The sequence below is a fragment of the Methanosarcina sp. 2.H.A.1B.4 genome (genome assembly GCF_000979385.1).
GTDB lineage: Archaea > Halobacteriota > Methanosarcinia > Methanosarcinales > Methanosarcinaceae > Methanosarcina.
Map to the genome: position 1 here is coordinate 1 of NZ_JJOV01000014.1, position 13,469 is coordinate 13,469.

A 13,469-nucleotide genomic window follows, 5' to 3' on the forward strand; every position below is an offset into this window, starting at 1 on the left:
TAAATTTTTATAAATTAATAGAACCTGTCAAGTCCAGTCGGACCAAAAAAGAAAGGAAATATTCAGTACCAATTAGTGGGTACTGTCAAACTGAGGTTTTAAGTGAAATTGGAGCTGAGCCTAGAAACTTGCTTCCAAGCCCGAACTCAAGTATCATAAGCGGGATACCTGCAGTCAGAAGAGCGACAAAATAAGGGATCAGGAAAGCTCCTCCTCCGTTTTCGTACGCCGCGTAGCTGAACCTCCAGATATTTCCAAGGCCGACTGCAGAACCTATTGCTGCAAGAATAAATCCAACTCTGGTGTTCCATACTTCTCTCGCCACCAAAAATCACATCCTATAAACCTTTTTTGTATTCCACATCCGGAACAGTGAAGGTTAAAACAAATTAATACGGGAAGATAACTGCAATGAATCAGGAATAACTTAATTCATCCAGCAGACTCACAGCTACTGCCATAAATATAACTTTAAATTATCTATTCTAACCTTACAACACCCTTTTTCCGAATGCAGGATAAAGTACTCTTTTTCAGAATTTCCAAATATTTTACCATATCATGCAAACATTTACGTTAAACTTTTGAGTGTTATCAATCTGATTATATATATCTATAATTTAATTATTACTGCTTATTCAAGCGCAATCAGAACCAAATAAATTTTGTTAATTTTTCCCTGTTTAGCTTACTGTAACAAAAAATTCATGTGCAATAAAGTACTTCATTATAAATTATATGAAACATTCATCGGGAATATGGGTATTTTTGGCATTGGGTCTGTTTTTCGGTCTTCTTTCAGGGGCGGAAGCTGCAGATCCTCTTGTTCGGGATAGCGGGGATGTGGACCTTTCAGAACTCAAGGCTTTTGATCTGTTAAGCAGATGTGAAACCGGTTGTATAGTAAATGACGTATCTATTTCTTCAACAGGGGACTATCTTGTAGCTGGCGGTTTTGATCACAAAGTTTCTTTTTTTAATTCTAAAGGGACACAACTTTGGAATTATACTACCGGTGATATTGTTTATACAGTATCACTTTCTTCAGATGGGGCTCGAGTTGCGGCTGGAAGCAACGATAAAAAAGTGTACCTTTTTAACCGGGAAGGAGATCTGCTATGGAGTCGCAAAACAGGAGGCAGTCTCAATAGTGTAGCGATTTCTTCCGATGGCCTGTACATCGCGGCAGGCAGTGAAGACGGTAAGATTTATTTCTTAAACAGGGAAGGTAAACTTTTATGGAGTTTTGATTCCAGAGGCGCTGTCCGCAGTGTTGCTATTTCCATAGATGGGTCTTACGTTACAGTTGGAAATGCCAACAATTACGTTTACCTCCTTGACAGGGAGGGAAAAACGATATGGGAAAGAAAAACCGGAAGTTTGATCAATAGCGTAAGCATGACTCCATATGCTTACTATGTGGCTGCCGGGGGATCTAACTATAACGTTTATCTTTTTGACCGTAAAGGGGAGTTTTCATGGGTGCATAACCCGGGTTACTGGGTCAGCAGTGTCTCTTTAACAACCAATGGCTCGCATCTTGCGGCGGGAAGTTTTGACGACAAGATTTACCTGTTTAACCTCACCGGAGCAAAACTCTGGGATTACCAGGTAAAAGGCGATGTCTATGATGTAGAGATATCCCCCGACTCCTCATTCATTGCAGCCGGAAGCTGGGACGATAACCTCTATGTCCTTAATATGGACGGGGAAGAACTCTGGAACTACAACTGCGAAGGAAATATTAACAGCCTGGATGTTTCTCGCGACAGCTCAACCATTGCTGTCGGGAGTGATGCAGAAGCAGTATATCTTTTTGAACGAAATCTCACTGCCTTTGCACTGCTGCTTGGAGACGAAAGTTTCCTGCCAAAAGAAACTATCAAGGAGACAGATGTCGTTCTTGCAGAAGAAGTCCTCCAGCCCATAAAAGAAGATACTGCAGCTACAGGGGGCGTTGAAAATCGGGTTGAAGAAGCTTCAGTTACCTCAAGCGGCGTGGACGGGAATACGAAAACCGGAGAAGATTCGGGTTTAGTGGAGTTACCTTCTGAAGAAAGTTCTTTAAAGGTTTTGGAAATGTTTGGTTCAGTAAAGTTTCTTTTTGCTCTTCTAATTGGAGCTCTGGCAGGTACAGTCTTCTTTTTGAAAAGGAGAATCCTCAAACAAAAGGAACTGGATGAGAGCCTTGAGGACTTTGAAAACCTTGAAGAAAACGACACACAAGGGAATAACTGAGAAAATCCGGAAAGCGGGGATAACTCCGGAAATAGGGAGTTTCCCCAAAATAGGATCTTCCTGGGGATAACTATGACTGTGAATAGGCTGTAAGTAAATACCATTCTTATTACTGTGAGCAAATACCATTCTTATTACTGTGAGCAAATACCATTCTTATTACTGTGAATAAATACCATTCTTATGATAAGGAATCCGGATTTTCTTCAGGGTGTTTTAATTTTTTCCCCCGATTTCTTTACTTGCAGCCTCGGACAGTGTCCTTATATGGAATTCCGAACCAAGTTCTTCTGAAAGCTTTCTGCATTTTTCCACATCAATCTCGGGTATCTTAACCACTGTAACCCTTGTAGAGATTCCGGCTTCTTTTGCTCCCTTTACAAAATCGAGTACTGATCTGTAAGCGTTTTTGTGGACCGGTCTGCAGAGCTTGTTATATTTTTCTTCGGATTCTGCGTTCAGGCTGACTGAAATAGAATCCATGCCTGCCTTTTTCAATTCTGAAACTACATCCAGTTCGGGATTAATCAACGCAGCATGCCCGTTGGTATCGAGTCTTACCCTTATACCCCGGTTTTTAAGCCAGCGGGTGACTGCCAGCACCACATCGAACCTGAGGGTTGGCTCTCCAAGACCTGTAAACACGATTTCCTTATAGTTTGAAAGGTCCAGCCCTTCAAGGGCTTCGATTAGCTCTTCTGTTGATGGTTCTTTTGAAAGCCTCAGGTCATACCCATAAACGCCGTCTGCAAAGTTGCGGATGCAGAAGACACAGTCCGCACTGCATCTGTTTGTAAGGTTGAGGTAAAGATTATTATGGGCTTCATAATAGATTGTGTTCATACAAATCAAAATCCTTACATCCCTTATAACCATGACGCATTTGTTAATTTTCTTTAATTTTTGACTTATGGGCTGAGGCTTTCCTTATATATTCCGTTTTTTGCTGATTTATCCCCGTATCTGTCTGTTGCCCTTCTTATCAAGCAGAAAGTTTATAGGTGATTATGTACTTCTAAGGTTCAATCTGCAGCATTTAGCTAGCAGTATCTATGTTTCAACTCATTTACTCTCTGCATTGAAGTATTTCAGGTTCTTTTTTAGGGATTTGAATTCTCAATGTTGACAGATATGTGTTAAAAACCTATGATTGATGAAAAATTGCGAGATCCGCAATTTCGAAGGAGATATTTAAATGGCACGATTCGCTAAATTCGATGTTCCTGAAGAACTTACAAACAAAGCACTTGAAGCTCTGGAGCTTGCCAGAGACACTGGAAAGATTAAAAAAGGTACAAATGAAGCTACCAAAGCAATCGAAAGAGGCAATGCAAAGCTTGTCCTGATTGCTGAAGATATCGAGCCTTCAGAGATTATCGCTCATATCGCTCCTCTTTCCGAAGAGAAGAACGCTCCTTACATCTTCATCAAGAACCAGAAAGAACTTGGCGCAGCCAGCGGACTTGGTGTCTCCTGTGCGACCGTAGCAATTGTGGATGCAGGGAAAGCAGCTGAAATGATTCAGGACATTTCTCAGAAACTTGAAGCTCTTAAATAATCCTGATAACATGGGGTGCTGAATATGGCTGAAGAAAGCACAATCGGCGGCTTTGCTGCTGAAGTTATTGACGTTATCGGGAATACAGGTATGCATGGTGAAGCCAGCCAGATCCAGTGCAGGGTTCTGGAAGGCAGAGATAAGGGTCGAGTAATCACAAGAAACTGTGTGGGCCCTATCCGCATCGGCGACATTATGATGCTTCTGGAAACGTCAAGAGAAGCAAAGAAACTGACTACCAGGTAAAAAGATACGCGGTGAAAATAAATGGAACAGAGAAAATGCTATTTTTGCGGGCAGATGCTGGAGCCTGGTACCGGTAAGCTCTATGTCAAAAAAGACGGCTCCACCTATTTCCTGTGCTCTTCCAAGTGCGTGAGCAACTTCGCCCTTGGCAGGCTTCCGCGCCGCACCGAATGGACTGAGAAAGGCAAAATCCAGTTGAAAAAAGCATAACTGCCGTCATTAGTTCAAATATAGTAAGGTGTGCATATGGAACAGACATACGTTATGGTGAAACCTGACGGAGTCCAGCGCGGTCTGGTCGGAGAAGTAATCTCCAAAATCGAAAAGAGAGGCTTAAAGCTTGTCGCTCTCAGAATGAACGTCATTGCTGAAGCCACTGCAAAAGAGCACTACGGCGAACACGCAGCAAGGCCCTTTTTCCCCTCCCTTATCGAGTTCATTACCTCCGGTCCCTCCGTCTCAATGGTAGTTACCGGAAAGGATGCAGTTAAGGTTATGAGAGCAATAAACGGGGCTACAAACCCTGTTGATGCGGCTCCAGGAACTATCCGTGGAGACTTTGCTCTGGATGTAGGCAGGAACGTGGTTCACGCCTCCGATTCACCCGAAGCTGCAGCAAGGGAAATTGCAATTCACTTCAAGGACTCCGAAATCGGGAAGTATTCCAGAGTCGATGAGGTCTGTCTGTACGAGTAATGCAGGTGCATCAAAGCCTTTTCGTGTCCAGGAATTTTTTTCGGGCACGATTCCAAGCCTTTGTTTATCAGGCACCTGCAAAATGGGTCCTTCCGGGGAAACCCGGGCCCTTCTGGACCTGCAGCAAATAAGACGCGGGAATGAGAGAGGTTTTGTATATGACCGACAAGAAAAATCTTAGGACTCCTATAGTCTGCGTGATGGGGCACGTCGATCACGGGAAAACCACTCTGCTCGACAAGATCAGGGGTACTGCAATTGTCAGTGGAGAAGCCGGGGCCATCACCCAGCATATTGGAGCAACCGAAGTCCCTATAGATGTGATTGTAGACAAGCTCGGAGACCCAAGGCTAAGGGACCGTTTCATGGTGCCAGGGCTTCTTTTTATTGATACTCCGGGACACCATGCCTTTACAACTCTCAGGAGCAGAGGAGGCGCCCTTGCCGATCTTGCTATTGTTGTTGTTGACATAAACGAAGGCTTTAAACCCCAGACCTACGAAAGCCTGCAGATCTTAAAAAGGTTCAAAACTCCTTTTGTTGTCGTTGCCAACAAGATCGATAGGGTCGGCGGCTGGGTTTCATACAAGAACATGCCTTTTGCAGCTACTTTCAAAAAGCAGTCTGGCGATGTCCAGGCACGGATTGAAACAAAGCTCTACGAGGTAATAGGTGAACTCTATAACCAGGGCTTTGCTGCAGAACGTTATGACCGGGTCACGAACTTCCAGAACACTCTGGGCGTAGTCCCTGTAAGTGCTTTTACTGGAGAAGGCATCCCTGATGTCCTCATGGTGCTTTTAGGCCTTGCTCAGAGATTCCTTGAGGCAAATCTGCAGTACAGTGCCACAGGCCCGGGAGTCGGGACCGTCCTTGAGGTAAAGGAAGAAAAAGGTCTCGGAGCAACCCTTGACGTTATTCTCTACGATGGCACATTAAAGAAAGGGGATACGGTTGTTATCGGAAGCCTGGGCGAGCCGATCCAGACAAAGGTAAGGGCTCTTTTAAAGCCAAGGGAACTTTCCGAAATCCGTTACGAGAGTAAGTTCCAGCAGGTGAATAAGATCACTGCTGCGGCTGGTGTGAAGATCTCTGCTCCCGGTCTGGAAGGTGCACTTGCGGGCGCTCCCATAAGGGTAGCAACGGAAGAAACCCTTGAGGAAATTGTAGCCCAGGTAAAGTCCGAGATCGATGAGGTCAGGATTGATACGGGCTCCGTTGGAATTCTGATTAAAGCAGATACCCTCGGCTCCCTTGAAGCCCTTGTCCACGAGTTCCAGAAGGATGAAGTCCTTATCAGGAAAGCTGAAGTAGGAGACATCTCTCACAGGGACGCGATTGAGGCTTCAACAGTTGAAGACCCCCTCTTTTCTGTGCTTGTAGGTTTCAATGTTAAGGTTCACCCTGATGCCAGAGAGTTCCTGCAGGAAAGCACTGTAAAGGTATTCACAAGTGACGTGATCTACCGTCTGGTTGAAGATTACCAGAAATACGTGAAGGAACAGAAGGAACTGGCTGAAAAGAAAATTTTCGAAACGATTATTCGCCCCGGAAAGTTCAAGATCCTTCCCGGATGCGTGTTCCGCCAGAGCAAACCTGCCGTAGTCGGGGTAAGGGTTCTTGGAGGAGTCGTGCGGACAAATGCAGATGTCATGCTTGAAAACGGAAACGTTGTGGGCAAGATCAAGGGTCTGCAGTCCGATGGAGAAAATATTCCTTCTGCAAGGGTAGGCAAAGAAGTTGCAATGGCTATTGACGGTGCAACCGTAGGCAGGCAGATCAAAGAAGGAGACGTGCTTTATATGAACGTGCCAGAGAGGCATGCCAAAGTACTAGAGCACGAGATCTACAATTCCCTTTCAACCGATGAAAAGGAAACTTTTGATATTTTCCTTGAACTCAAAAGAAAAGATAATCCTTTCTGGGCAAAGTAACGGCTGATATGCAGGGCAGCAGCATATTCAGGATGCAGCAAGGATTCAATTCAAGAGTCAGGTAAAAAAAGTCAGGTAAATATTCTGATAATGAAGGCAAGGCAAAGGAATTATTATTACAGATAAATCTGATAGGAGGATTTCACATGGCAAATTTCAAAGTTGTAGTTTCTGACCCAAAAGAAGCGCGTGCTTACCAGATCGACGTTAAAGACGCTGAAGCAAACGCATTAATTGGAAAATCAATCGGTGAAGTTGTTGACGGTGCCATTTTCGGGCTCGCCGGCTACAAAGTCAAGATCACTGGCGGCTGCGACGGCAGCGGTTTTGTTATGAAACCGGACCTTCCAGGCCCCAGAAGACAGAGAATTCTGCTGGCAGTAGGTGTCGGCTATGTCCCCAAACACCCGGGACAGCGCAGGAGAAAGATGATGCGCGGCAAGGAAATTGCCCATGACATCGTCCAGATCAACTCCAAGATCGTTGAATATGGGGACAAATCCATAAAAGCCCTTCTCGGCCTTGAAACCGCAGAAGCCCCTGCAGAGTGATTTCAAGTTCCGCCTTCGGGCGGGATTTAAAATACTCTTTGATTTTTATTTCATTGATTTTGATTTCAGATTCTTTTTGCATCACTATTTATTTTTTCGAGTTCACTGATTTTATTTCAGAGACTTTGAGTTTTTGCATTAAACATAGTGATAGTCTGGTTCTCACTTTTACACCTCCTGAATAAATTTGAGCACTTAAAAAAAAAGTACTTTCAGTCAACTCCTCCAGTTTTTCCAAATCTCAGCTATCACAACAATATCTCAGCTATCACAACAATATCAGAACTCGTATATGAGTGGGGTTAGCAGGATTACGACCAGGCTCACCAGAATTGTGAGAGGCAGTCCTACTTTTATGTAATCTCCTGTAGTGTATCCTCCTGGCTCGAAGACCATGAGGTTGGTCTGGTACCCGGCGGGGTTGAGGAACGAATAACTCGTCCCGAGCATAAGGGCAACTGCGAACGGCATGAAGCTGCTACCTATGTCCCCAGCAATTGAGACCGCAATCGGGAACATGAAGGCGGCTGCTGCGGCATTTGTGATGATGTTTGTCATCAGGACACAGCTAACGAAGACAACTGTAAGTGCCACATACGGGTCGTTGCCCCCAAAGGCCGAGACCAGGCTGCCGATAACGTCTGCAAGCCCGCTTTCAGTAACCGCCGCCTCAAGTCCTACAGCGCATCCGAGCACCACGACCGTGTTCCATTCAATGCTCTTAGTCGCTCTCCTTATGCTCATGCACCCGGTTGCAAGCATTGCAAAGGTTGCCAGAAGCGCAGCGTTGAGGATCGTAAGCAGGCCGAGTGCAGCCGATGTAACCATTGCCGCCGTAATTACAATTGCGGCGATAGCGCGGTCCGTCCTCTTTACACGGTAACCTCTCAGGCGCTTAATAAGGATAAACTCGATTTCGTTCCGGTTGTGGTAGAAAAACGAGTCTTCAACCTCAATCACGGCATTATCTCCAGGCTTGATACGCACCTTCCTGAGGGGAACTGCTGGAGGCTCTCCTCCCCGGGAAATTGCCACAATCGCTGCATTGTAAGGTTCTCCGGTCTCCGGGAGGTCTTCTATGGTGCGCCCAACAACTGAACTCTGGGGAGATACGACTACTTCCACAAGGCGGTGGCGGTACCTCTCGCCCTGAATCGGGGAAAGCGTGTTGAGGGGGGTAAGCCCTATGGTTGCCCAGAGTGCAGGCAGCCCTTCGGCATCAGTGGTAAAGGTAAGGACGTCCCCTTTCCTGAGCACGAGGCCAGGTTCTATCGGGGGCTTTTCTTTCTCCCCCCGGCGGACCGAATTCAGGGAATATCCTGTCGGGGCAGCAAAACCGGCATTCTCCAGGGTCTTTCCTGCAAGGTAGGAATCTACATCGATAAAGAACTCAGCCCTGTAGAGGCGCCGTTTTATCTCCTCCTTTTTCCCTGAATCACGCGCCGGAAGAAGTTTTGTGCCGATGAAGAGGAGGAAGACTATGCCGATGATAGCTGCAGGAAGCCCCACGACAGTCGGGACAAAGATGTTGATCCTTTCCATCGCTGGTGTCCCCAGGTCGTTTTTTGTAATCTGCTCGATTACGAGACCTGCGATAATCAGGTTTGTGGAGGTACCTATAAGGGTTGAAGCTCCCCCGAGTATGGATGCGTAACTTAAAGGGATGTAGAGTTTTGAGGAGTCGAGGCCTGTGGTCCTGGAGAGGTCGCGGATCACAGGGATCATCATGGCAACGAGTGGCGTGTTGTTAAGAAAAGCGCTGCCCAATGCCACTGGAGGGAGAATCTTGAGCTGGCCGCTTAGAAGCGATTTTGGCATTCCCACAATGCGGTCTGAAATCATTGTGATGGCCCCGGTGGAGTACATCCCCTCGGCAATCATGAAAAGTACGGCAACGGTCAACACACCCTGATTGGAAAAGCCTTTCAATAATTCTTCTACCGGGGCAAGTCCGAACGTTATTGCAGCGGTGAGGGCTCCCAGGAAGATCACGTGAGCCGGCAATTTGGAAAATAAGAGCAGTGCAAAAGTAATTGCCAGAATCCCTACTGTAATCCAGGCATCAGCTGTCATCATAATTTGCCCACCCTCCGGTTCACTCCTCCCTCAGAAAATGATACCTTCCGGGATTACAGCCAACTCCTACTGTCTCTGCCTATCCCTACCTATTATTATAGTCACGCTATTATATTAGTATGCGCTTTACATTTTTCAGGCCATTTTTCCGCGGGTATGTACCTTACGGGCTTAAAAATACCTGCTATAATATCCGGTATCCAGCAGGGTTAAGATGCCTTCTACTGGAAAGATAGTATTTTCTCTATTGTTTTGAGTAGAGCTGTTTAACTGAGTGGAGTTGTTTAATGCAAAATCTTCTATTCCACCATTACTGCTTGAAGTTGAGTTACTGGACCGGAAATATGATTCATGATAGTAATTATCAAAACGTACTGTACCTTTCTGGTTGTAAAACACAACGGAAACACCACAAAGACCTGCTTTATTCGCATGTTTTTTCACGATATTGCAGATTTCGTCAAGTTCACTTTGGGAATAGATTGTCTCGTTTGCTTCATAATAAAGTTCTATAGCGAAAACTTCATCCATAGTGTCGGAACCATAGGCAACTATTGGCCCTTCGGGATAGAGATATGGTTTTATTTCATTGAGAGAACCATTTTTTATAATATGTAAGGATGACGAATTGGCTATATAGTAAGTAAATACCGGAAATGCAACATCCGTTAGCTGGACAACATCTTTGCCAAATGTATGGTTATTTTCAGGAAAATAAAACATTGCTGTTTTATCCCAGAGACAAAATATGACCGGAACTTCATCAATTCCGGCTTTAGTTGCATTCTTTTCCACAACATGGTAGATTTCTTTTAACTCGGTTTCGGAATAGACAGTTTTGTTACCTTCATAGTCATAAAGCTTGATCAAAAAATACCCGGGCATAGGACCGGTCCCATAGTCAACTATCGGCCCATCAGGATAAAGATACGGTTTTACCTCACGGATAGAATTGTCTCTTACAGCCTGAAGAGTTGAACTGAACTCAGCCAACTGGGAAGTATTTTTAATTGCCGGGACATTTCCATATGCTTTCAGAACATCGGGATCGTATATCGGACTTTCAGGATTTGTACCGTTTGTAAGGGATTCTTCGTTTAATATTGAGAGCAGGGAGATTGTTTTGTCCGGATTTTCATGCCAGTTAGAGTATGGCACATCGTAGACGGGTCTAACTGACCAGCCAATCGTTTCCACTACTATTTCATTCAGGTCAGGTGCGTTGTAAGTATCTGCAAGTGCGGTCCCTGAAAGTAGAGCTATAATTGAAAAAACAATAAGTAGCTTTACTGGTTGTCCACCCATGTTATCACCAAAATTTTCTAGAAATTAATTGTCGTGCACAGCATGTGTACCGGATGTCCTGTTTCGTCACAACGTTAAGGAGTTTCATTAGCATAATATTCCGGCCTATATCGACTGTACCATAAGGTGTAGTTTCCATGAGGTATAACCTGCCCCAGAAAAGCCCTGACTTTTAAGTTGCTTGTGGCATTAACATCTGCTATTCGTTTCAACTCCCTTATCTATTTTTCAATAAACTACTTTTACTACGTCCTATATAAGTTTTCTATCCAGATCATCAAACTATAACAAAAAATACTTGAGTTACATTTTCATTTTTTAGTATTATTTATTTATATTAAAATCGGTTTAATACATTGGACATAAATCATATATAGGTGCTAACTTCAGTGCTATATGAAGACGTTTTGATATTTTATGTCTAATGTCTGATTAATTTGGGCTATATTCATTTTGATGAAATGGACATAAAGCAATTCTAAGAAGTCCACAAACATATTGAGTTTGAACATTGTGAAAAAACTGAGTTTGATTCAGCGCAATCTATCAGGAAGAGCCGAATCTTCTGAATATTTACTCTAAGGCAAAACCACGTTGATTTTAACTTTAACTGTGCTTAAAGTTCGCTGGCTTTGCTTTCGGGAGATATACCGGATAAATATGAAGGAAAGGAGAAAATTAAGAATGATAGAAAGCAAAGTAATACGAATAGGCGAGCTAATTGTTGCAATGCTGCTTGTGAGCATAGCGTTCATGCCCGCTGTTAGTGCAATTGAAGTTGAAGCGCATCCAGTTCCAAACTCGGGTATGATCATGGTTGATGAGGTGGTGACAGTGACCTCTGATGCCGGTTTCAATCCAGATACGGATTTTGCAAAACTCAAGATCAATCCACGTCATTCAAACACCCAGTTAAAACCGGGAAGTAGCGATGAAATCACTGTGACTGTCACAAACAAGGACAATAAAACCATTACAGTAGAACCCCGGGTTGTGCCATCCCCGTATATGGAGAATATCTTTGAAGAAAGTTGGGTCACCGTAACACCTGCCAGAAAAGACATCGAGCCGGATGCTAAACAGGAGTTTACCATTAAGGTGAATATCCCACAAGATGCTGATATAGGGAACTATGGAACTGATATCGCATTCACCGATGATGTGATGCCAACACCATATCCAACACCCTATCCCCAGTATATCAATGTCATGCATCTTTATGTCGATGTCTGGACTCCTCCGAAGATCCAGATCCAGACGCCATATCTCAATGACCGTGTCAAGGCAGGGGATGAATATGACTATGAAATCAAGCTCAAGAATGTAGCTGACAGGGATATTGCTATCGACCCGAAAATAAGTGATGACAACCAAAGGTATTACGGTCCATATGGCACGGGAGGTCCTGCATTTGATGATGATGCTATCACTATTACCGGCCCTTCCATCGTAAAAGCAGGCGAAACGGCTGTTGTCAAGGTGCATCTTGAAGTTCCTGATGATGCAAAAGGCAGATACAACGGAGCCATTGATCTGAACATTGACGATCCATCTATACGTGAATGGGACGGTCAGGTCCAAATGAATTTCGAGGTATGGACCCAGCCCAGTGAACCGTACACAAAGACTTTCACCACCAGAACTGACGGTCCCATTACCATTGAAGTGTCATCCAATGACCACAATTATGGTATGTGGATGGGTGCAGGCAGTCAGAACGAGAAAGATGAGGCATCCTTTGACCTGGCACTGGAAGGTGAATCAGGTGAGGTCGAACTGAATCTGGTTAAAACGACCTACAGCGGTACTGTCAGTCTTGGAGCATCTGACTTCCCTCCTTGGGAAATGGATGGAGCAGGGATCTATCATGGTGCTATTGAAGTCTACACGGAGACCTATGAGGCACCAGGTGCCATCGGAAAATGGAAGCTCGACATACTTCCGGCAAATACGGAACAGTTCAACTATTTGATTTCTATCGGGGCCGTTGAATGAACAAGCGGATACGGGCGTAGTAACGCCCGTTCTTTCTTTTTCAGGTGACCTTTTTTCAGGTGACATTTATGGACCATTTATCAAAATTGTTCATGGCCGCATTGATCGTAATGTTCCTCATAGCTGGTGTTGTATGTATCAATGATTCTGAAAATTCGTCCTCCGGGTATGAGATTACATGGGTTGGTATACCACCGGCAGAGAGTGCCATGATCGAGACAAAGATCAAACAGCAAATAAGTCCCTACCCTGGCATGGAATACGATAACGTTACACTTAGCGCATCGAGAGAAAATGACAAACTCCGTATACATGCGATCGCTGAGTCGTCAGGTTCCAGGTATCCTGACCTGTATGATTTTACATACCGTGACGGTGACTTGATACAGGTTGGATATCTCCTTGAAGCCATTCCAGAATCTGTCCGATCTGAAGCTATTGGCGTGGCTATGCAAAGTGAAGATGTCGCGAACGCTCTGATTACTGATACGAATGCATACGGAGTTTCATCCGTAAAACGGATACTACCTGAGACAGCGGAGAAGTTCCATTCCAGAAAGACCCTGATCAGTGTGACATGGCTGGATCATTCGGTATCCGCGCTGATTGACATGGACACACGAGAAGTGGTCCAGGTCTGGAACGGACAATGAGAAAAGTGGAAAAGAAGTTTTTAGTGAACTACTGAATTTGTGTCCTATTCTATGGAAGGTGTCGGAATGTAAATCCCAGGGGATTAATAGGGTTTAAGCAAAAAGGTAGATTATTCAAAAAACTTCACATACGTTTTTCAATTGTATCCCGATAAACAGGATTTATACTGTATATTTTACTCCTTCCCATCTTATTTTCTTCAATCAGGTCCAGCTC

Annotated in this window: 13 protein-coding genes; 9 read left to right on the top strand and 4 right to left on the bottom strand. The window is 44.4% G+C overall.

Features of this window, described 5'->3' with window-relative positions; translation table 11 throughout:
• Positions 1-85: 85 nt before the first annotated feature.
• On the bottom strand, positions 86-325 hold the full coding sequence (locus EO92_RS02530; protein WP_235283144.1) for a hypothetical protein: 240 nt from the start codon (positions 323-325) through the stop codon (positions 86-88).
• 443 nt (positions 326-768) lie between these two features.
• Between EO92_RS02530 and EO92_RS02535 the strand changes: the two genes are divergently transcribed.
• The gene (locus EO92_RS02535) at positions 769-2,238 is read left to right on the top strand and encodes a WD40 repeat domain-containing protein (protein ID WP_235283138.1); all 1,470 of its coding nucleotides are present in this window, start codon (positions 769-771) and stop codon (positions 2,236-2,238) included.
• 216 nt (positions 2,239-2,454) lie between these two features.
• On the opposite strand, the gene EO92_RS02540 is transcribed toward EO92_RS02535, so the two are convergent.
• Entirely contained in the window at positions 2,455-3,114 is a 660-nt protein-coding gene (locus tag EO92_RS02540; protein ID WP_048134248.1) for a TatD family nuclease-associated radical SAM protein, read from the bottom strand.
• 319 nt (positions 3,115-3,433) lie between these two features.
• On the opposite strand from EO92_RS02540, the gene rpl7ae reads away from it, so the two are divergent.
• The 6 genes from rpl7ae to EO92_RS02570 all read left to right on the top strand — a co-directional run bounded on the left by rpl7ae (position 3,434) and on the right by EO92_RS02570 (position 7,223).
• Positions 3,434-3,796: a 50S ribosomal protein L7Ae gene (gene rpl7ae, locus EO92_RS02545; protein ID WP_048134246.1), complete on the top strand. Its 363-nt coding sequence runs from the start codon at positions 3,434-3,436 to the stop codon at positions 3,794-3,796.
• Between the two features lie 24 nt (positions 3,797-3,820).
• Positions 3,821-4,042 (top strand): 30S ribosomal protein S28e, encoded by a 222-nt coding sequence (locus EO92_RS02550; protein ID WP_048134243.1) that lies wholly within the window; start codon positions 3,821-3,823, stop codon positions 4,040-4,042.
• Positions 4,043-4,063: 21 nt separating this feature from the next.
• Positions 4,064-4,252 (top strand): 50S ribosomal protein L24e, encoded by a 189-nt coding sequence (locus EO92_RS02555; RefSeq protein ID WP_048134241.1) that lies wholly within the window; start codon positions 4,064-4,066, stop codon positions 4,250-4,252.
• Between the two features lie 36 nt (positions 4,253-4,288).
• On the top strand, positions 4,289-4,738 hold the full coding sequence (ndk, locus tag EO92_RS02560) for a nucleoside-diphosphate kinase (protein ID WP_048169052.1): 450 nt from the start codon (positions 4,289-4,291) through the stop codon (positions 4,736-4,738).
• A 158-nt stretch (positions 4,739-4,896) separates the two neighbouring features.
• On the top strand, positions 4,897-6,672 hold the full coding sequence (gene infB, locus EO92_RS02565; RefSeq protein ID WP_048169054.1) for a translation initiation factor IF-2: 1,776 nt from the start codon (positions 4,897-4,899) through the stop codon (positions 6,670-6,672).
• Between the two features lie 146 nt (positions 6,673-6,818).
• Positions 6,819-7,223: a 30S ribosomal protein S6e gene (locus EO92_RS02570; protein ID WP_048169056.1), complete on the top strand. Its 405-nt coding sequence runs from the start codon at positions 6,819-6,821 to the stop codon at positions 7,221-7,223.
• A gap of 279 nt (positions 7,224-7,502) precedes the next feature.
• On the opposite strand, the gene EO92_RS02575 is transcribed toward EO92_RS02570, so the two are convergent.
• Both EO92_RS02575 and EO92_RS02580 read right to left on the bottom strand, forming a co-directional pair.
• Positions 7,503-9,299: an SLC13 family permease gene (locus tag EO92_RS02575; protein ID WP_052734244.1), complete on the bottom strand. Its 1,797-nt coding sequence runs from the start codon at positions 9,297-9,299 to the stop codon at positions 7,503-7,505.
• Positions 9,300-9,470: 171 nt separating this feature from the next.
• On the bottom strand, positions 9,471-10,604 hold the full coding sequence (locus EO92_RS02580) for a hypothetical protein (RefSeq protein ID WP_048169057.1): 1,134 nt from the start codon (positions 10,602-10,604) through the stop codon (positions 9,471-9,473).
• A 684-nt stretch (positions 10,605-11,288) separates the two neighbouring features.
• On the opposite strand from EO92_RS02580, the gene EO92_RS02585 reads away from it, so the two are divergent.
• Positions 11,289-12,599, top strand: a complete 1,311-nt coding sequence (locus EO92_RS02585; RefSeq protein ID WP_052734245.1) for a hypothetical protein — start codon at positions 11,289-11,291, stop codon at positions 12,597-12,599.
• Between the two features lie 68 nt (positions 12,600-12,667).
• Positions 12,668-13,252, top strand: coding sequence for a hypothetical protein (locus EO92_RS02590; RefSeq protein ID WP_048169058.1), 585 nt, complete (start codon positions 12,668-12,670; stop codon positions 13,250-13,252).
• The last annotated feature ends 217 nt before the right edge of the window (positions 13,253-13,469 follow it).

Excerpts from the sequence above, each read along its gene's own strand:
- EO92_RS02540 (WP_048134248.1), bottom strand. The coding sequence starts at position 3,114 with ATGGTTATAAGGGATGTAAGGATTTTGATTTGTATGAACACAATCTAT.
- rpl7ae (WP_048134246.1), top strand. The coding sequence starts at position 3,434 with ATGGCACGATTCGCTAAATTCGATGTTCCTGAAGAACTTACAAACAAA.
- EO92_RS02550 (WP_048134243.1), top strand. The coding sequence starts at position 3,821 with ATGGCTGAAGAAAGCACAATCGGCGGCTTTGCTGCTGAAGTTATTGAC.
- EO92_RS02555 (WP_048134241.1), top strand. The coding sequence starts at position 4,064 with ATGGAACAGAGAAAATGCTATTTTTGCGGGCAGATGCTGGAGCCTGGT.
- ndk (WP_048169052.1), top strand. The coding sequence starts at position 4,289 with ATGGAACAGACATACGTTATGGTGAAACCTGACGGAGTCCAGCGCGGT.
- infB (WP_048169054.1), top strand. The coding sequence starts at position 4,897 with ATGACCGACAAGAAAAATCTTAGGACTCCTATAGTCTGCGTGATGGGG.
- EO92_RS02570 (WP_048169056.1), top strand. The coding sequence starts at position 6,819 with ATGGCAAATTTCAAAGTTGTAGTTTCTGACCCAAAAGAAGCGCGTGCT.
- EO92_RS02575 (WP_052734244.1), bottom strand. The coding sequence starts at position 9,299 with ATGATGACAGCTGATGCCTGGATTACAGTAGGGATTCTGGCAATTACT.
- EO92_RS02580 (WP_048169057.1), bottom strand. The coding sequence starts at position 10,604 with ATGGGTGGACAACCAGTAAAGCTACTTATTGTTTTTTCAATTATAGCT.
- EO92_RS02585 (WP_052734245.1), top strand. The coding sequence starts at position 11,289 with ATGATAGAAAGCAAAGTAATACGAATAGGCGAGCTAATTGTTGCAATG.
- EO92_RS02590 (WP_048169058.1), top strand. The coding sequence starts at position 12,668 with ATGGACCATTTATCAAAATTGTTCATGGCCGCATTGATCGTAATGTTC.